At 48.3% G+C, this 17,306-nt stretch carries 17 protein-coding genes; 15 read left to right on the top strand and 2 right to left on the bottom strand.

Annotated elements, in window-relative coordinates:
* Nucleotides 1-121 precede the first annotated feature (121 nt).
* The 7 genes from rlmN (at nucleotide 122) to spoVM (ending at nucleotide 6,299) form a co-directional block, all read left to right on the top strand.
* On the top strand, nucleotides 122-1,162 hold the full coding sequence (gene rlmN, locus MHB82_RS20830; RefSeq protein ID WP_095290542.1) for a 23S rRNA (adenine(2503)-C(2))-methyltransferase RlmN: 1,041 nt from the start codon (nucleotides 122-124) through the stop codon (nucleotides 1,160-1,162).
* A 7-nt stretch (nucleotides 1,163-1,169) separates the two neighbouring features.
* Nucleotides 1,170-1,946, top strand: a complete 777-nt coding sequence (locus tag MHB82_RS20825) for a Stp1/IreP family PP2C-type Ser/Thr phosphatase (protein WP_095359348.1) — start codon at nucleotides 1,170-1,172, stop codon at nucleotides 1,944-1,946.
* Complete coding sequence (pknB, locus tag MHB82_RS20820; RefSeq protein ID WP_341175730.1) at nucleotides 1,943-4,153, top strand: Stk1 family PASTA domain-containing Ser/Thr kinase; 2,211 nt, start codon at nucleotides 1,943-1,945, stop codon at nucleotides 4,151-4,153. Before MHB82_RS20825 ends, pknB begins: the two co-directional genes overlap by 4 nt.
* Nucleotides 4,154-4,215: 62 nt before the next feature.
* The gene (rsgA, locus tag MHB82_RS20815) at nucleotides 4,216-5,133 is read left to right on the top strand and encodes a ribosome small subunit-dependent GTPase A (protein WP_095290277.1); all 918 of its coding nucleotides are present in this window, start codon (nucleotides 4,216-4,218) and stop codon (nucleotides 5,131-5,133) included.
* 2 nt (nucleotides 5,134-5,135) lie between these two features.
* Nucleotides 5,136-5,795: a ribulose-phosphate 3-epimerase gene (gene rpe, locus MHB82_RS20810; RefSeq protein ID WP_095290279.1), complete on the top strand. Its 660-nt coding sequence runs from the start codon at nucleotides 5,136-5,138 to the stop codon at nucleotides 5,793-5,795.
* 3 nt (nucleotides 5,796-5,798) lie between these two features.
* Nucleotides 5,799-6,050: a hypothetical protein gene (locus tag MHB82_RS20805; RefSeq protein ID WP_095359346.1), complete on the top strand. Its 252-nt coding sequence runs from the start codon at nucleotides 5,799-5,801 to the stop codon at nucleotides 6,048-6,050.
* 168 nt (nucleotides 6,051-6,218) lie between these two features.
* The gene (gene spoVM / locus MHB82_RS20800) at nucleotides 6,219-6,299 is read left to right on the top strand and encodes a stage V sporulation protein SpoVM (RefSeq protein WP_019424875.1); all 81 of its coding nucleotides are present in this window, start codon (nucleotides 6,219-6,221) and stop codon (nucleotides 6,297-6,299) included.
* Between the two features lie 197 nt (nucleotides 6,300-6,496).
* Here spoVM and rpmB read toward each other — a convergent pair whose 3' ends face one another.
* Complete coding sequence (gene rpmB, locus MHB82_RS20795) at nucleotides 6,497-6,685, bottom strand: 50S ribosomal protein L28 (RefSeq protein ID WP_024631107.1); 189 nt, start codon at nucleotides 6,683-6,685, stop codon at nucleotides 6,497-6,499.
* 239 nt (nucleotides 6,686-6,924) lie between these two features.
* Nucleotides 6,925-7,149 (bottom strand): hypothetical protein, encoded by a 225-nt coding sequence (locus MHB82_RS20790; protein ID WP_141236705.1) that lies wholly within the window; start codon nucleotides 7,147-7,149, stop codon nucleotides 6,925-6,927.
* Between MHB82_RS20790 and MHB82_RS20785 the strand changes: the two genes are divergently transcribed.
* The 8 genes from MHB82_RS20785 (at nucleotide 7,144) to MHB82_RS20750 (ending at nucleotide 17,182) form a co-directional block, all read left to right on the top strand.
* The gene (locus MHB82_RS20785; RefSeq protein WP_258377678.1) at nucleotides 7,144-7,272 is read left to right on the top strand and encodes a hypothetical protein; all 129 of its coding nucleotides are present in this window, start codon (nucleotides 7,144-7,146) and stop codon (nucleotides 7,270-7,272) included. The genes MHB82_RS20790 and MHB82_RS20785 overlap by 6 nt on opposite strands.
* 50 nt (nucleotides 7,273-7,322) lie before the next feature.
* Nucleotides 7,323-9,131 carry a DAK2 domain-containing protein gene (locus MHB82_RS20780; RefSeq protein ID WP_341175729.1) on the top strand — a complete coding sequence of 603 codons (1,809 nt, stop codon included), beginning with the start codon at nucleotides 7,323-7,325 and terminating at the stop codon, nucleotides 9,129-9,131.
* A 30-nt stretch (nucleotides 9,132-9,161) separates the two neighbouring features.
* Nucleotides 9,162-10,025, top strand: coding sequence for a DegV family protein (locus MHB82_RS20775; protein WP_341175728.1), 864 nt, complete (start codon nucleotides 9,162-9,164; stop codon nucleotides 10,023-10,025).
* 10 nt (nucleotides 10,026-10,035) lie between these two features.
* Entirely contained in the window at nucleotides 10,036-12,081 is a 2,046-nt protein-coding gene (gene recG, locus MHB82_RS20770; protein ID WP_095290287.1) for an ATP-dependent DNA helicase RecG, read from the top strand.
* Between the two features lie 112 nt (nucleotides 12,082-12,193).
* Complete coding sequence (locus MHB82_RS20765) at nucleotides 12,194-12,481, top strand: stage VI sporulation protein F (RefSeq protein ID WP_095359342.1); 288 nt, start codon at nucleotides 12,194-12,196, stop codon at nucleotides 12,479-12,481.
* Nucleotides 12,482-13,263: 782 nt separating this feature from the next.
* Complete coding sequence (locus MHB82_RS20760) at nucleotides 13,264-14,931, top strand: sensor histidine kinase (protein WP_341175727.1); 1,668 nt, start codon at nucleotides 13,264-13,266, stop codon at nucleotides 14,929-14,931.
* Between the two features lie 7 nt (nucleotides 14,932-14,938).
* Nucleotides 14,939-15,730 carry a LytR/AlgR family response regulator transcription factor gene (locus tag MHB82_RS20755; protein ID WP_341175726.1) on the top strand — a complete coding sequence of 264 codons (792 nt, stop codon included), beginning with the start codon at nucleotides 14,939-14,941 and terminating at the stop codon, nucleotides 15,728-15,730.
* Between the two features lie 210 nt (nucleotides 15,731-15,940).
* Nucleotides 15,941-17,182, top strand: coding sequence for an L-lactate MFS transporter (locus tag MHB82_RS20750; RefSeq protein ID WP_445671269.1), 1,242 nt, complete (start codon nucleotides 15,941-15,943; stop codon nucleotides 17,180-17,182).
* The last annotated feature ends 124 nt before the right edge of the window (nucleotides 17,183-17,306 follow it).

Genomic DNA, 17,306 nt, shown 5'->3' with positions numbered 1-17,306 from the left:
GTGCGCCGAGGTGTTATAATGCATGAAGTGCAAGACTCTAGGGCATACATGGATGTAAAGTGGTCTTTGTGATAGAATAGGAAGAATGAAAAGAAAAGAAGGAATAGGTGTTGACAACAAAATGAAACCTTTTATATATGATTTTTCCCTGGAAGAGCTGCAGCAATGGGCTGTTGAGAATGGGGAACCCGCTTTTCGCGGTGGTCAGATTTTCGACTGGATTTATGTGAAGCGAGTAAATGATTTCAGTGAGATGACGAACCTGTCCAAAGCATTGCGCGAGAAGCTGGCAGAGCAATTCGAATTTGTAACCCTTACCGAAATTACGAAGTTTGAATCCAAGGATGGAACGGTGAAGTTCCTGTTTGGCCTTCATGATGATCATGCAATCGAAACAGTTATCATGAAACACAATTACGGTAACAGCATCTGCGTAACAACACAGGTAGGCTGCCGGATCGGTTGTACATTCTGTGCATCCACACTGGGCGGACTGAAGCGTAACCTGACAGCAGGCGAGATTGTTGCTCAGGTCGTACAGGCTCAGAAGATTCTGGATGAGCGAGGCGAACGTGTAAGCAGTATTGTCATCATGGGTTCGGGCGAACCGTTTGAGAACTATGAAGCAACAATGACTTTCCTGCGCATCATGATTCACGAAAAGGGCCTGAATATTGGTCAGCGCCACATCACGGTCTCTACAAGCGGAATTGTACCAAACATCTACAAGTTTGCGGACGAAGATACGCAGATTAACCTGGCAATTTCGATCCATGCACCGAATGATGCACTGCGTTCCAAATTGATGCCGGTAAACCGTCGTTTTCCTTTTGACGATGTGATGGAATCCCTTCGGTATTACCTCGCCAAAACGGGCCGGAGAATCACATTTGAATATGCACTTATCGGTGGCGTGAACGATCAGCCGGAACATGCTGCGGAACTCGCAAGTGTGCTCAAGAACATGCTCTGCCACGTGAACCTGATTCCAGTCAATCACGTACCTGAACGCAAGTATGTGAGAACATCGAGAAGCGACATTTTCAATTTTCAGAAGATTCTTTCGGAGCAGGGTGTTAATGTAACCATTCGTCGTGAACAGGGACATGATATTGCTGCCGCTTGCGGTCAGCTTCGTGCAAAGCATATGGAGTTGAGGTGAGAACGTTTTGATCAAAACAGTTCATGTGAGCCATATCGGACGCGTGCGTTCGGTTAATGAAGATTCAGCCTGGATCCGCAATCTGGAGACAGGGTATATACTGGGTATTGTCGCTGATGGCATGGGCGGGCATCTTGCTGGAGATACCGCCAGCCGTCTGGCAGTCGAGACATTGGTGCATGACCTGGGAACATTGGAACCGGGGCTGTCGCATGCATCCTTGTCTGCTGCCCTCAGCGATGCTATTTTGCATGCCAACGAAGTGATATATCGGACCGCATCCGGAGACGACAAATACCACAACATGGGTACAACCGTGGTTGCTGCCTTGTTGAATGATGCAGAAGGGGTTATCGGTCATATCGGGGACAGCCGAGCTTACAAAATTGCAAACAAACAAGTGATCCAGTTAACGGAAGACCATACCCTGGTGAATGAATTGTTTAAAAATGGTCAGATCAGCAAGGAAGACGTATCTCATCATCCGCGTCGCAACGTGCTGACCCGTGCTCTTGGAACGGATGCAGAAGTCAAAGTGGATCTGGATCCCATCAAGCTGGAAATAGGTGAAGTTCTGCTGTTGTGCAGTGATGGACTTAGCAATCTGGTCAGTAATGAACAGCTCGTTCAAGTGGCAGGGAATCAGGATCTGCCGCTGGAAGAGCGTGCGGATCGTCTGCTTCAGCTGGCTCTGCTGGCTGGTGGAGATGATAATATCACGGTTGCGCTATTTGAAGCGCAGCAGGAAGGTTCCGTGGTGACGGAAACGGGGTGTGAGTCATGATAGGGCACCAGCTAGGCGGACGCTATGAAGTCATTGAGCGTGTTGGCGGTGGCGGCATGGCACTTGTGTACAAGGCCCAGGATCTGCTTCTGAACCGGAATGTGGCGATCAAGGTGCTGAGACAGCAATTTGTACATGATGAGGAATTCATCCGACGTTTCCGTCGAGAAGCGCAGTCAGCTGCATCCTTATCTCACCCCAACGTCGTCAGCATCTATGATGTTGGCCAGGAAGATGACGTTCATTATATTGTCATGGAATATGTAGAAGGCAAAAATCTGAATGAGATTATTAAAGAGCGGGCTCCGCTGCAGGTGGATGAGGCTGTTCGAATTGCTTCCCAAATTGCAGACGCCCTGGATCATGCACATCATAATCAGATTATTCATCGGGATATCAAACCGCATAATATATTGATTGGCCGAAATGGCCGTGTGAAGGTTACCGATTTCGGAATTGCCCGAGCGGTTACTTCAACGACGATTACACAGACTGGTTCCGTAGTCGGATCGGTGCATTATTTCTCACCAGAGCATGCCAAAGGTATTGTTACTGGCGAGAAGTCGGATTTATATTCTCTCGGTATCGTACTCTATCAAATGCTGACTGGGCAGCTTCCGTTCCTCGGCGAGAGTCCGATCAGTGTTGCCTTGAAGCATCTGCAGGAAGAATTTGATGAGCCTCGCAAATTCAACCCGCTGATTCCGCAAAGTGTGGAAAATGTGATTTTGAAATCGATGCGAAAAAATCCGCAGGAGCGATATCAGTCGGCCAAGGAAATGCAGAACGATCTGGAAACCTGTTTGATGCCAGAGCGACGCAATGAAAACAAGATCGATTTCCCGGATGAGGATGATGTGGATCAGACCCGTGTCATGCCTGCCATCAAACCGGAACCACGTGGAATTACTTCTACAGGCGCGGCTCCGGTCATGGAATCGGACGAGGAGAACCATAAAGGCAAGCCCAAGACGAAAAACTGGAAAAAACCAACACTATTGATCTCATTGACTGTCTTAATTCTAATCGCCATGGTGGGTGTTGTGTGGTACGTCAAAGGCATGCTCGTTGTGCCTGAAGTGAATGTGCCAAATGTTGTTAACCAGACTGAAGAGAAGGCGCGCCAGATGCTACAGGATGAAGGTTTGGTTGTGAGCGATGATGTCATCCGGCAGTATAAGGAAGGTGTCGATCCCGGTATCGTATTCGAACAAAGCCGAAACGAAGGTGATGTGGTCAAGGAAGGTTCGGAAATTCAACTTAGTGTTGGAGCTGAAAAGGAACTGACCAAAATGATCAGCGTCGAAGGTGATTCCTACGAGGATGCGGTCAAGGATCTGACGAATCTGGGAATCAGTGAGGATCGGATCAAACGTAAAGATGAATATTCTAATGACGTTGCATCAGGCCTGGTTATTTCCCAGACCCCTGGGGCCGATCAAGAATTTGATCCGGAACAGACCGAAATTGTCTTAACCGTCAGCAGAGGCGCTGAAACCGTGAAGATGCCAGATTTGAAAAATCGCACACGCAACGAAGCAGAACAGATGATTAAGTCTGCCGGACTGGTTCTGGCTCAGGTTCAGGAAGAGTCGAGCTATACGGTTGAGCGGGGTAAAGTGACCCAGCAATGGCCTGTGGAAGCCGGAGCCGATGTAAAACCTGGTGACAAAATTACCATTTTCGTCAGCACTGGATATCCGCCTGAGGCATTGGAGTATTCCTTCAATATCAATGTTTCACCAAAAGAAGAGGGCAAAAACAGCAAGATTCGAATTACATTCGAAGATGCCCGCGGCAAGAATCAGGAATGGGGTACCCGAACCATTAAACAGTCGCATCAGGCCCTAACCATTCCGCTTGTTCTGGCTCCGAATGAGAATGGTGCTGTATCTGTATATCGGGATGGTCAATTCCTGGATACGTACGTGGTTACCTACGCTGAAGCCAAAAATGGTACCGTAGTCGTGCCATCCATTGAGCCAGAGATCAGTAATCAGCCCCCACCAGCGAATGAGCCTGAAGAAGGCGGCGGCGGTGACGAAGGCAGCGTGGACGGCAACCAGGAAGGTGAACCTGATTCGACTCCTGCTGACGGTGAAGAAGATAATGAAAGTGAAGATACGTCTGCCATGAATGATAGTAAAGGTAAAGGTCATGGAAAAGATAAGAAGAATGAAGTCGTAAACGCAACAAGCCGTCCGTAAGGACGGCTTATTGCTGACGTTAGGTTGGAATGCACCGCAAATCAAAGGAGGGCGACGGAGCTATGCCTGAAGGTATCATCGTAAAAGCGCTAAGCGGTTACTATTATGTCATGCCATTGTTAGAAAACGGGGTGCCTTCGGTTGAAGGCTCCGCCGTTCAATGCCGAGCGAGAGGCATATTCAAAAAGAGAGGCGTATCTCCGCTTGTCGGTGATCGCGTCAGCTATATGCTGACAGAGAATGGCGAAGGAACAGTAGATGAGATTCGGGAACGGGAGACGGAGTTAATTCGTCCTCCTGTTGCGAATGTCAGTCTGGCTGTTCTTCTGTTCTCCGTTAAGGAACCGGACATGAACCTCAATCTGCTGGACAAATTTCTCGTACATATTGAGCAGGCAGGATTGGATGCTCTAATTGTATTAACGAAGCAGGACCTCGTAGATCCAGAGAAGGATACCAGGGACACTGTGGCTGAGGTTAAGGCTCTCTATGAACAGATTGGGTATGAAGTCATCTCGACCAGCTCGCGAACAGGAGAGGGCAATGAACTGCTCAAAGAACGCCTCGCAGGCAAGATTAGTGTGTTCTCGGGTCAGTCCGGTGTAGGTAAGTCTTCCATGCTTAATGCCCTGATGCCAGGGCTGACACTCGAAACGAGTGAAATCAGTATGCGTCTTGGCCGCGGTAGACATACGACTAGGCACGTTGAATTGATCCCGCTGGATAACGGCGGATTCGTAGCAGATACACCCGGATTCAGCCAACTGGACTTTCTAGAGATTGGTGTGGAGGAATTATCCACCTGTTTCCGTGAATTTGCCCAGTATGCGGATCAGTGCAAATTCCGCGGCTGTACCCATACGCATGAGCCCCAGTGCCGAGTACTTGCAGCCAAGGAGGAAGGTCTAATCTCCGACAGCCGTTACAAGCATTATGAGCAGTTCCTTACAGAAATGAAAGACAAGAAGCGGAGGTACTAATTATGATTAAAATTGCTCCATCCATCTTATCTGCAGATTTTGCACGTCTTGGTGCTGAGGTAGCTGAGGCGCAAGCTGCTGGAGGCGACTGGATTCACGTTGATGTCATGGACGGTCATTTCGTTCCGAATATTACACTGGGTCCTGCCATTGTGAAAGCTATTGCGCCACATACCAACCTGCCACTGGATGTACATCTGATGATTGAGAATCCGGAACGGTATGTTGAAGAATTTGCCAAAGCAGGAGCGGCTGTTATTACCGTTCATGCCGAGGCATGTGTGCATTTGCACCGTGTGATTCATCTGATTAAGGAACAGGGAGTTAAGGCGGGAGTTGCTCTGAATCCAGGGACACCTGCCAGTGCCATTCAGGAAGTGCTTGATGACGTGGACATGGTTCTGGTCATGACCGTGAATCCTGGGTTTGGCGGACAAGCGTTCATCTCGGGAACCATGAACAAAATCAGACAAATTCGCAGCTGGCTGAATGAAAAAGGACGCCATGACGTACACATCGAAGTGGACGGTGGAATTGCAGCCGATACAGCACCACTCGTTGTAGAAGCAGGCGCGGATGTACTCGTCGCAGGTAGTGCGGTATTCGGACGTGAGGATCGTGCAGCTGCTATTGCCGAAATCCGTAGCAGCTACGGAGGCTGATCTATGGGCCTTAAGGAGACGCTGTGGACAATGGCTGCGAGCCTTGTAACGGGACTGGTGCTCGCTTTATTTGCAGTCATTCAATCCCCATACAATGCGCTTACTTCACTGATTGGCGTGGGCGTTGTCATTATGTATTTTCGAAAGTTTGATCGCACACGATCGCGTGTTACCTTCGTCATATTCAGCATACTGTATTACTTGCTGAGTGTATTCATGATCGCTGTCTATCAATTTGTTCCTGCCCAAACGTAAATGAGCTGTTCTTCGGGCTCGTCATGTTGGAATAGGGACAGGTGGTTCCGCATAAATATGGTTACATGAGCAGGTTTCTCATGTAGCCTTTTTTGTCGTGTTTAAGGTGAAGAAGGCCCTGAAGCATAGGATACGGCGGATGCATGAGCATGATGGGGAGGGTGAAGTATGAAATTTTACACATTCAAACTGCCGAAGTTTTTGGGAGGGTTTGTAAAGGCGATCCTTAATACGTTTCAAAAGAACTGATAAGATCGAGAGCAGGCTCAAAAGGCGAATACCGCCGCTATGGCTTCAGGACGATTGGGGAATCCGACCTGAGAAGTGCCATGCGGCGGGCATTCACATGCTTGTGCAGGTATTTATGTACTTTTTTGAATACCAAAAAAGCACCTGCAAGGAACAAGGTGCTTTTTGCTTATCCGATTTATAGTAGCTTTGCGTGATTATACGCGAGTCACTTTACCGGCTTTCAGTGCACGGGTGCTTACGTATACACGTTTTGGTTTACCGTTCACGAGAATGCGGACCTTCTGAACGTTTACGCCCCAAGAACGACGGTTACGGTTGTTAGCGTGGGATACGTGGTTACCGGTGCCCGGTTTCTTACCTGTCACATAACATTTGCGAGACATAGATTACACCTCCTATCCTAAAATAACCAGTTGCCTTCGGAGAGACGAAAGTCATTCCTTAAAGGCTAAATTGTTCTTCCTGACCATAGTGGTCAGGCTCCAGTAGCTAATGGCGTTGTTCAAGCCGGCATGGCCGGATCATTTCCATTACTTAACCTGCATAAAACAATACTTGAATATAATATCATACCCAAAAAAGCTTCGTCAACTGATCCAAAAACTTTATTTATTTCTCCTGCCTAATATAGTACAATGTTGAATAGTCCATAATACAGCGGTGAACAGGCTGTTGCCGCGAGAAAGCCGGAGATTTGACCGTCCCAAGAGGTCGGTGGTCTGCAATTTGGCAACGCTGTGCGCTGTGACATTTCCATCACTGGCACCAGTCTCCATGCGGCATTCATGCCGGCTCTCGATACCGGTGCATATCCGTATGCCCCGAACTCGGGCTTCAGCGGTTGCAAGATATCGGTGGCTCGGCCGCCCAGACCGTAGATCCGGATGACATGTTGAATTGTATGCCTTTGCCGGACAAGGTGTGGACGAAGAATGACGCAGAAGCGTCAACGCATGAACAGACCAGTTAACATCTTGGTGCAAGATGTTCGTGTATCAAGCTAGGAAGGGGAATTCTCACTTGAGTATACGTTCTTTAAATGGAACAGATTTTACCGCAATGGTACTTGCCGGCGCGGAACAACTTGGACAGCATGCAGAGCACGTCAATTCCCTGAATGTTTTCCCTGTGCCGGATGGCGACACGGGAACGAACATGAATTTGACAATGAGTGCGGGAGTTGCAGAGATTAAACGCAAGAGTTCTGCCTCCATCGGAGAAGCTGCCGGTATTTTATCGAAAGGCCTGCTTATGGGTGCACGGGGGAATTCTGGCGTTATTTTATCGCAGTTGTTCCGTGGGTTCAGTCGTTCAGCTGCTCCTTATGAGGAACTGAATACGCTCCAATTTGCAGCAGCCCTCCAAAATGGCGTAGACGCAGCGTACAAAGCTGTCGTGAAGCCTGTTGAAGGAACCATTCTTACCGTGGCTAAGGAAGCAGCGAAACATGCCAGCTACTATGCAAGACGGACGAATGATATTACCGAATTAATGAATGAAGTATTGTTAAAAGCAAAAGAGGCACTGGCAACGACTCCGGAATTGCTGCCTGTACTAAAACAGGTTGGCGTCGTGGATTCGGGTGGACAGGGGCTTGTATATATTTACGAAGGTTTTATGGAAGTTCTGCTGCAGACCGACGGTGTTAGCCGTGCATCCCTGCAAAAAGAAGTACAACCATCTGTGGCATCGTCCGCATTGAAACCGGCTGTACCGGCAGAAGAGGTGCCTGCGAAGCCTGCACAGCAGGTCATTGCTCCAGAGATGCCGTTGTCTGCACAGGCTAGACTGGAAACGGAAGATATCGAATTCCTGTATGATATGGAATTTTTCATTAACCGCCAGCTCGGAGATAATGCAGGCGTGGCATTTGATGATGAGGCATTCCGGAAAGCGTTGTCAGTTAATGGAGATTCCATCATCATTATTGCTGACGACGAAGTGATCAAAGTACATGTGCACTCCAAAACACCTGGAGATGTACTGAATCTGGCACTTCGTTACGGCGAAATTACTCAGATTCACATTTTGAACATGCGTGAACAGCACCGGGATCTGCTAACGGCGGGCATGGACATTGCGCCTTCTCCTGAATTGTTTGCAGAGATTCCGCCTGAAACGACGCGCAGTCATGAAGAGGCAGTACCTCCGGCAGACGAGATGGCTCCGTATGGTTTTATCGCTGTATCTTCAGGCGAGGGTATTGCGGAAATCTTCCAAAGCCTCGGAGTGGATGTCGTTCTGTCCGGCGGACAGACGATGAACCCGAGTACTGAGGACTTTGTGAATGCAGTTCGCTCGATCGCTGCGGAACAGGTATTTATTTTGCCGAACAATTCCAATATTGTTCTTGCTGCCGAACAGGCACGAGAACTGCTTGAAGACGAACGACGGATCACGGTGATCCCGAGCAAAACCATTCCGCAAGGTATGGCAGCTGCGTTTGCTTTTCAGGAGGATGAGTCTGCTGAAACCAACCGTGATCAGATGCTGGAAGCCATTGGCCGCGTGCAGTCGGGTCAGGTTACTCATGCTGTAAGAGATACTCAGTACGATGAGCTGGATATCAAGGCAGGCCATTACATTGGTATCCATAATTCCAAAATCGTTGCGACAGATGAAAGCATGCTGCGTGCGTGTGAAGGGTTGCTGCAGCAGATGATGGAGAGTGGAGATGAAGTGGTTACCATCCTCGAAGGGGAAGAAGCTGACTCTGAGGTTACTGCTGCACTTGCAGCATGGCTGGAGTCGCAATATCCTGATGCTGAGGTGGAGGTGCATTCCGGAGGACAGCCAGTTTATTATTATTTGTTCTCTGTGGAGTCCTGATAGTACACTCACGCAAGGAGGAGATCTCGCTTGAGCCATAAGATTGCGATAGTAACAGACAGTACCGCAGATATACCGGAAGAGCTTGTCGGTAAATATGGAATTCATGTGGTTCCACTGCGCGTTCTGTTTGGTGAAGAAAGTTATGCAGACGGCGTTGATCTGACTTCGGAACAGTTTTATGCCAAATTGGAGAAGGCTTCGGCGTTACCTACAACGTCACAGCCTTCGCCAACCGAATTCATGAACATCTACCAGACTCTGCTGGATGAAGACCCGGAACGTCCGATTGTCTCGATTCACCTGTCATCAGGCATGAGTGGAACCTATCAATCGGCACTACTGGGCAAATCCCTGCTGGAGCGCGAGGGCGACATTACGGTGCTGGACTCCAAGTCGGCATCTTATGGATATGGTCTGATGGTTGTTCAGGCAGCCGAACTCGCGAGTCAGGGCAAGTCGGCAACCGAGATTGCTGCAGCTGTGGAAGCCATGCAGAAGAGCCGCAAGCTGTTTTTCCTGGTGGATACACTGGAGTACCTGCAAAAAGGCGGGCGGATCGGAAAGGCTGCGGCTTTTCTGGGCACCTTGCTGAATATTAAGCCCATCTTGTCCATTGATGAGGAAGGTGTCATATACGCTGTTGAAAAAGTCAGAGGACACAAAAAAGCAATGGCACGCATTATTGAGCTGTTTCAGCAGGACCTAGCGGGTAAGCGTGTGAACGTGGCCGTGGGCCATACCGCAGACCCCGGATCAGCGATTGCTTGTGCAGAGCAGCTGCGTGGGCATTTTACACTGAATGAAGTGGTGTACACCAATATTGGAGCCGTTATTGGCAGCCATGTTGGGCCTGGCGTTATTGCCATCTTTATGTGGCCTGTTCCGGAATGAGGGATTAGACATGAAATTGGAAGAAATATCGGTTAAGCAAATTAACGGCGTGAGTGCTCTCAAAGAGGGAGAGCTTCACGCCTTTGGCATCTCTAGTGTTAAAGACCTGCTTGAATACTATCCGTTCCGTTATGAGGATTATCGTCTGCGCTCTCTTAGTGAAGTGAAAGACGGGGACAAGATTACGGTCCAGGGTAAGATCATGGGTATTCCGGTGCTGCAGCGCTATGGTAAAAAGTCCCGTCTCACCTGCAAGGTGATGACCGAAGAGTGGATGATTACGGCAACCTGGTTTAATCGTCATTTTCTAAAAGACCAGCTTACGCCGAACCGCGAAATTGTGCTTACCGGGAAGTGGGAGCAAAAGCGTATGCAGATGACCGTCTCGGATTCGGAGTTTCCGGATAAGGGAGATGGCCGTTCAGGTACGCTGCAGCCGGTCTACTCGGTAACGGGCAAGCTGACGCAATCCTGGATGCGCAAGACGATTAATCAGGGTTTGATCCAATTTGGAGACATGATTCCCGAGATTTTACCTCCATCTCTTATGAAGAAATACGGACTGATGCCTCGTAAACAGGCGATCGCGGGGATTCACCGTCCGCAGGATAATCGGGAAGGCCAGCAGGCCAGACAGCGCATGGTCTATGAAGAATTGTTTTTGTTCCAGCTGAAGATGCAGGCCTATCGTGCATTGAACAGAAATCGCATGGATGGGGTTGTGCATACAACGGATAATGCCACTATTCGCGAGTTTGTGCGCAGTCTGCCGTTTGAACTGACAGATGCTCAGAAGAAGGTAGAACTGGAAATCCTTCATGATATGCGTTCACCTTATTCCATGAATCGCTTGCTGCAAGGCGATGTGGGGTCGGGTAAAACGGTGATTGCAGCCATAGCGCTGTATACCTCGGTTCGTTCCGGTTTCCAGGGAGCTCTAATGGTTCCTACCGAGATTCTGGCCGAGCAGCATATGCGATCATTACAAAAGCTGTTTGAACCTTTTGGCGTAACGGTGGGCCTTCTAACCGGCAGCGTGAATGGACGGAAACGCAAGGATCTGATCGCTTCGCTGCAAATGGGGATGATTGATATCGTGGTGGGTACCCATGCATTGATTCAGGAAGATGTATTCTTCCGTGATCTTGGTCTCGTCGTGACGGACGAGCAGCACCGCTTCGGGGTGAACCAGCGCAGCATTTTGCGGCGAAAAGGATATAATCCCGATGTGTTAACCATGACGGCGACTCCGATTCCGCGGACGCTGGCGATTACGGCATTTGGGGATATTGAAGTATCCACGATCTCGGAACGGCCGAAGGGACGAATTCCGATCTCCACCTATTGGGTTAAACATGACATGATGGAGCGTGTGCTCGGATTCATCTCCCGCGAAGTGGATCAGGGCCGTCAGGCTTATCTTATATGCCCTTTAATTGAGGAATCCGAGAAGCTGGATGTCCAAAATGCAATTGATCTGCATGTGCAGATGCAGCAGAATTTTCCGAATTATCGTGTGGGCCTGCTGCATGGACGGATGACCGCTGGGGAGAAAGAAGAGATGATGCGTGCGTTCTACAGCAACGATATTCAGCTCCTCGTCTCCACCACCGTGGTGGAAGTCGGCGTCGATGTACCGAATGCTACGTTAATGGTGATTATGGATGCCGACCGTTTTGGCTTGTCCCAGCTGCATCAGCTTCGCGGCCGTGTTGGCCGGGGTGCCCACGCGTCCTATTGCGTGCTCATCGCCGATCCCAAAACTGAGGTTGGGCAGGAGCGCATGAAGGTCATGACCGAAACGGAGGATGGCTTTGAAGTTTCTCGCCGTGATCTCGATCTGCGGGGACCGGGGGATTTCTTTGGGACCAAACAGAGTGGATTACCGGAATTCCGCCTGGCGGATATGGTTGCAGACTTTGCCGTATTGGAGCAAGCGAGGGATGATGTGTCCAGTTTGATCGGCGATCCGAATTTCTGGACATCTGTGGACTATACGGCTTTGCGCGAGTATTTACAGCAGCAGCAGGTATTCCAGGGTGATCTGATCGATTAATTTTGGCCTGGATGCATTGCTTTCCTGCAATTCATGCGAAAAAAGTCAAGTGAACAAGCCCTCCCATCATATGAATAGAAAGTGAGTTCATTTTTGGGAGGTGCTGTACGTTTTGGGTTATCAACAATATGGAATTAGTCCGCAGCTGGTGGAGCGGATCAAATTAAAGATGAAGAATCCTGCTGTCAAAGATCGTATTAAAAAGCTGATTGACGGAATTACGAAGTCCGACCTTCAGGATCGGGCAAAGGTTAGAAGATTGGTCAAGTCATCTGCTGTCATCTTGAATGAAAATTTCTCCTCAGCTCAGGAGGAGCAGTTCGTTGCCTTCGTCATCGCTCAGAAGATTGATCCTAACAATACGTTTCATTTGATTAAGCTGTGGGGGATGTTTCGGTGAGGTCGCTGTAGGTTGAGGATAATAAAATGAACTGTACATTCACATGGAGCACTACGATGCCAGAACAACCTTACGATCGCTGTTATCCCCGGATTTTTGGGATTCCCTTTCTCAAAGGGGAAAATCCGGGGATAAAGGCGAGCGCTTCGCTTCTTCAGGTTTATTCTGTCCTCTTCGTTTTGTGTGAATGATCTGTTTATTTTATAAAAACTCAACCTACATCGAGGGTGTAGGTTGGTTAAAGGGCGGGGTAGCCCATAAGTCAGGAAATTGACTTATGGGCTACCTTTTTTGATGGTAGGCATCAGACCAATCGTCCGTGATGCATCTTAAGGACATGTTTCAACGAAAAGCTAAAATAGTTGTAGCGAACTGAGCGTACACTATCCGGGTAAATTCTTCGGGTTCGGTGTCGTAATGAATCGTAGAGCTGTTATTTCGTCTTTCGCGGATGTTAATAGCAGTTTTTTACTTCTATAGCGTCGTATAGGTTCGTTAAAGTTTTCATTCCACACTAATTCTCGTAATAAGGTGTAACGGATTCCTTAAAGTCTGTCTGAATGGAACAAATGATTCTCCATTGCATCCTTTTACTTCTCATTTCTACCTGATGACTTTGCTTTCTCCTTGGCAGAGCGGTAAACTGGTGCATACGAGCAAAAAGGGATGAAGGCAAAAAGAGCATTCATAGGATCAAGTAAAATGGAACGAAAACCGGAGATGCAATATTAAGACATAAAGCATATTGCTGATTTTTGATGGATTTGGAGGAAGCGGGCTTCATGGAAATGTTTACGATGCTGCTGGGTTTGTTTGAGCGGGCGGCGCTGCTAATTATCTTTTTATTCTTTTTATCAAGGGTTCCCCGTTTTAGACAGATTTTGCAGAAGGGAAAACTAAGGCCACAGGAATATGTGGCGGTGACGCTGTTGTTCTGTGCTTTTGCGATCTTTGGCACCTATACCGGGATCAATGTGGAAGGTTCACTGGTGAATGTGCGGATTATCGCCATTTTGTCGGGTGGGATTTTGTTTGGAGCACCTGTAGGGATTATTACGGGGATTGTATCGGGAGTGCACCGTTATTTAATTGATATGGATGGGGTTACAGCCATTCCGTGTCTCATTACGAGTATCATTGCCGGTCTGGTGTCGGGTTACATTCACAAATATACGCCCAAGTCGAAGCGATGGATGATTGGTATTGCGGCCGGGATGATCTGTGAAGCACTTACGATGCTGTTGATCCTGCTATATTCCTATCCGGACCCGCTCGGTGCTGACATTGTATCCAAGATTGCATTGCCCATGATTTTGGGTGAAGTCAATATTGGACTGATCGTGCTGCTGGTTCAGAGTGTGGAAGGGGAAAAGGAAATGATCGCAGCACGCCAGGCCAAGCTCGCCTTGGAAATTGCGAACAAAACCCTGCCCTACTTTCGCTCTATTGATGAGGATTCCCTGCGAACCATCTGTCGCATTATTCAAGAGGATATCCAGGCTGACGCTGTTGCCATTACGAATACACGGAATGTACTGGCCTATGTTGGGTTTGGAGAAGAACGATATCATATTGGCAATGAGATCATTAGCGAGATGACGAAGCAGACGATCTCGAGCGGAGAGATTACGATCAGTAATGATGTGACCGATGAGAAAACACCGGATATCCATTCCCTGCTGATTATTCCGCTCAAGGAGCGGAGCGAGGTCACAGGAGCACTGAAGATTTATTACCGTAAAGCCTACAAAATTACGTATCCGCTGCAAACGATGGCCGTGGGACTATCCCAGATTATTTCCACTCAGATGGAAGTATCCCGGGTCGAAGAGATTAAGGCAGCCGCCAACAAAGCGGAACTGCGGGCATTGCAGACAACCATTCATCCTCATTTTCTCTTTAATGCGCTGAACGCGATTGCTTCTTCGATTCGAACGAAGCCTGACCGGGCACGGGAGCTGATTGTGAATCTGTCGGGATATATGCGCTACAATCTGGAGCTGTCGGATGAGCTAATCGATATCCATAAGGAGCTGGAGCAGGTCCGCAATTATGTGGAGATTGAGAAAGCCCGTTATGGCAGCAGGCTTAACGTGATCTATGAGATTGATGAAGTGGCGGTGCATATTCCAAGTCTGGTCATTCAGCCACTTGTTGAAAATGCCATCATGCATGGTGTCCTCAAGGTCAAGGGTCCTGGTACAGTGCGGATTCGGGTACAGGATTACCCTGATTTTGTACGAATAGGAGTCAGTGACACCGGTGCTGGTATCAACCCCGATATCATTGAGAAGGTCTATCATGACCGGATGCCGGGGAATCAGATTGGTCTATATAATGTTCATCGGCGGGTGAAGCTCATTTATGGACAAGGTGTAACTATTACTCGGCTGGAGCAAGGAACGGATATTATTTTTGATGTACCCAAAGGAGATGTCGTGACAAGGTGATTGGTCTATGAGAGCCCTTATCGTGGAAGATGAAATTCCTGCAAGTGAAGAATTGAATTATTTGATCCAGGAACATAGTGAGATTGAAGTGGCTGCCTGCCTGGAAGATGGACTGGATGTACTAAAATTTCTGCAGGAGCAGGAAGTCGACGTTATTTTTCTCGATATTAACATTCCATCTCTGGACGGCATGATGCTGGCCCATCATATTGGGAAGTTCGCCAGTAAGCCTTATATCGTCTTTACGACTGCTTATAAGGAGCATGCAGCTGAGGCATTCGAGCTAGAAGCCTTTGACTACATTCTGAAGCCTTATGATGAGAAACGAATTGCCGCCATGCTGCTCAAGCTGGAGAATGCCTTCAAACGCGATCATGCGGGAGAGGGATTGGTTGAACATGGGCAGGCTCAAGTGACGGATGACACTTCCGTACAAGGATCACCGCCAAAAGCATCAGTCGCCGGAAGTGGAATACGAATTAACCTGCTGCGAAACGAGAACATTATCGTAACGGATACAGCCGACATTTATTATGCGGAAGCACAAGAGAAAGTAACAAAGGTGTATACCAAAAATGGTGAGTTTACGATGCCAGTGAGCATTTCGGATTTTCATGGCCGACTGCCTCAGGAGTCCTTTTTCCGCTGTCACCGTTCTTACCTGGTCAATCTGTCTCAAATTCGTGAAATTGTACCCTGGTTTAACAATACCTATCTGCTCCGTCTGCGCGATTTGGAAGCGGAAGTGCCGGTTAGCCGGGGGAAGGTCAAGGAATTCAGGCAGCTCATGCGCATATAGAGGCATTTCATTCCGTCTCTGGTGCAACTCATGCTTAAATCGGTGTTATGAATCCCCTTTCATGTATGATTAGCTTGTGAACGCATTCAAAGCAGCATTGTCATTCACCAAATGATGGACAATGTGCTCAGACATGACATCGGCAAAGGGGAGATCACGATGAAAGCAGCTATTTCATCAGCACCTAATTCAGCATCGACATCCATAAAAATGAATCGTTGGCTTATTGTACTGGGAACAATTATTGTACAAATGGGCCTTGGAACCATCTACACCTGGAGTTTATTTAATCAACCGCTGTCTGACCGTTTCGGATGGGACGTCAGCTCGGTCGCGATAACTTTTTCGATCACGAGTTTTGCACTCGCATTTGCTACGCTTTTTGCAGGCCGTTTGCAGGAACGATGGGGACTTCAGCGCCTGATCCGTGTAGCAGGGATTGTTCTTGGTCTGGGACTGGTGCTCAGTTCTCAGGTTACTTCATTAACATTGCTCTACATTTTGGCGGGATTCGTGGTTGGGTTCGCAGACGGGACCGCATACATTACATCGTTATCCAACTTGATCAAATGGTTTCCGGAACGCAAAGGTCTCATCTCGGGTATTTCCGTTGGTGCTTTTGGTACAGGCAGTCTGTTGTTTAAATATGTGAACTCGGCATTGATAGGTGCTGTAGGACCTGCTCAGGCATTTATGTATTGGGGTATCATCGTCCTGGTCCTGATTGTGGCCGGATCTTTCCTGATTCGTGAAGCCGTTGTTCGTGAACATGCTCCCGTTAGCAAGACTGAAGGGGCGAAGCAGGAAGAAGTTATTCGTCATCAGTACACGGTAAAAGAAATGCTTCGCACGAAAGAAGCGTATATGCTGTTCGTTATTTTCTTCACGGCTTGTATGAGCGGATTGTATCTGATCGGTATTGTCAAAGACATTGGCGTACAACTGGCAGGTCTTGACGTGGCTACCGCCGCGAATGCCGTAGCGATGGTTGCGATCTTCAATACGGCAGGGCGTATCATTCTGGGGGCCTTGTCGGACAAAGTAGGCCGGATGAAAGTGATTGCCGGGGCACTGCTGGTTACAGCAGTTGCCGTCATGATACTAAGCCTCGTTCCGCTGACCTATGGCGTGTTCTTCGCCTGCGTGGCTGCAGTTGCGTTCTGTTTCGGTGGTAACATTACCGTATTTCCGGCGATTGTCGCGGATTACTTCGGACTGAAAAATCAGAGCAAAAACTATGGCGTCATCTATCAGGGATTTGGAATTGGAGCCCTGGCTGGATCCTTTATCAGTGCCCTGCTGGGCGGATTCCATCTGACGTTTATCGTTATTGCCATCCTCTGTGCTGTTTCCCTGCTGCTTGCCTTGATGATTACACCTCCGGGTCAAAATCGTCGTACACGTCAGCATGAGGGTCAAATGAGTCTCAAACCTTCATCCCGGGCAAGCTGAGTGAATTCGAATCTTGAATATCGTTATAATTTAATGTTCTATATTAAATAAATGAATGGCGGTCTCTGCGGAGGCCGCTTTTTTCAATAGGGTTAGGGGAATACTACTGGTTGGTAGTAGATCG

Origin of the sequence: Paenibacillus sp. FSL K6-2862, from assembly GCF_038005125.1 — a bacterium.
GTDB classification, from domain to species: Bacteria; Bacillota; Bacilli; order Paenibacillales; family Paenibacillaceae; genus Paenibacillus; species Paenibacillus illinoisensis_A.
The sequence above is the reverse complement of the archived record's forward strand: the minus strand, read 5'-3'. Positions and strand labels throughout refer to the sequence as shown.

Coding starts and splice junctions, on each gene's coding strand:
- rlmN (WP_095290542.1), top strand. CDS start 122: ATGAAACCTTTTATATATGATTTTTCCCTGGAAGAGCTGCAGCAATGG.
- pknB (WP_341175730.1), top strand. CDS start 1,943: ATGATAGGGCACCAGCTAGGCGGACGCTATGAAGTCATTGAGCGTGTT.
- rsgA (WP_095290277.1), top strand. CDS start 4,216: ATGCCTGAAGGTATCATCGTAAAAGCGCTAAGCGGTTACTATTATGTC.
- rpe (WP_095290279.1), top strand. CDS start 5,136: ATGATTAAAATTGCTCCATCCATCTTATCTGCAGATTTTGCACGTCTT.
- MHB82_RS20805 (WP_095359346.1), top strand. CDS start 5,799: ATGGGCCTTAAGGAGACGCTGTGGACAATGGCTGCGAGCCTTGTAACG.
- spoVM (WP_019424875.1), top strand. CDS start 6,219: ATGAAATTTTACACATTCAAACTGCCGAAGTTTTTGGGAGGGTTTGTA.
- rpmB (WP_024631107.1), bottom strand. CDS start 6,685: ATGTCTCGCAAATGTTATGTGACAGGTAAGAAACCGGGCACCGGTAAC.
- recG (WP_095290287.1), top strand. CDS start 10,036: ATGAAATTGGAAGAAATATCGGTTAAGCAAATTAACGGCGTGAGTGCT.
- MHB82_RS20760 (WP_341175727.1), top strand. CDS start 13,264: ATGGAAATGTTTACGATGCTGCTGGGTTTGTTTGAGCGGGCGGCGCTG.
- MHB82_RS20755 (WP_341175726.1), top strand. CDS start 14,939: ATGAGAGCCCTTATCGTGGAAGATGAAATTCCTGCAAGTGAAGAATTG.
- MHB82_RS20750 (WP_445671269.1), top strand. CDS start 15,941: ATGAATCGTTGGCTTATTGTACTGGGAACAATTATTGTACAAATGGGC.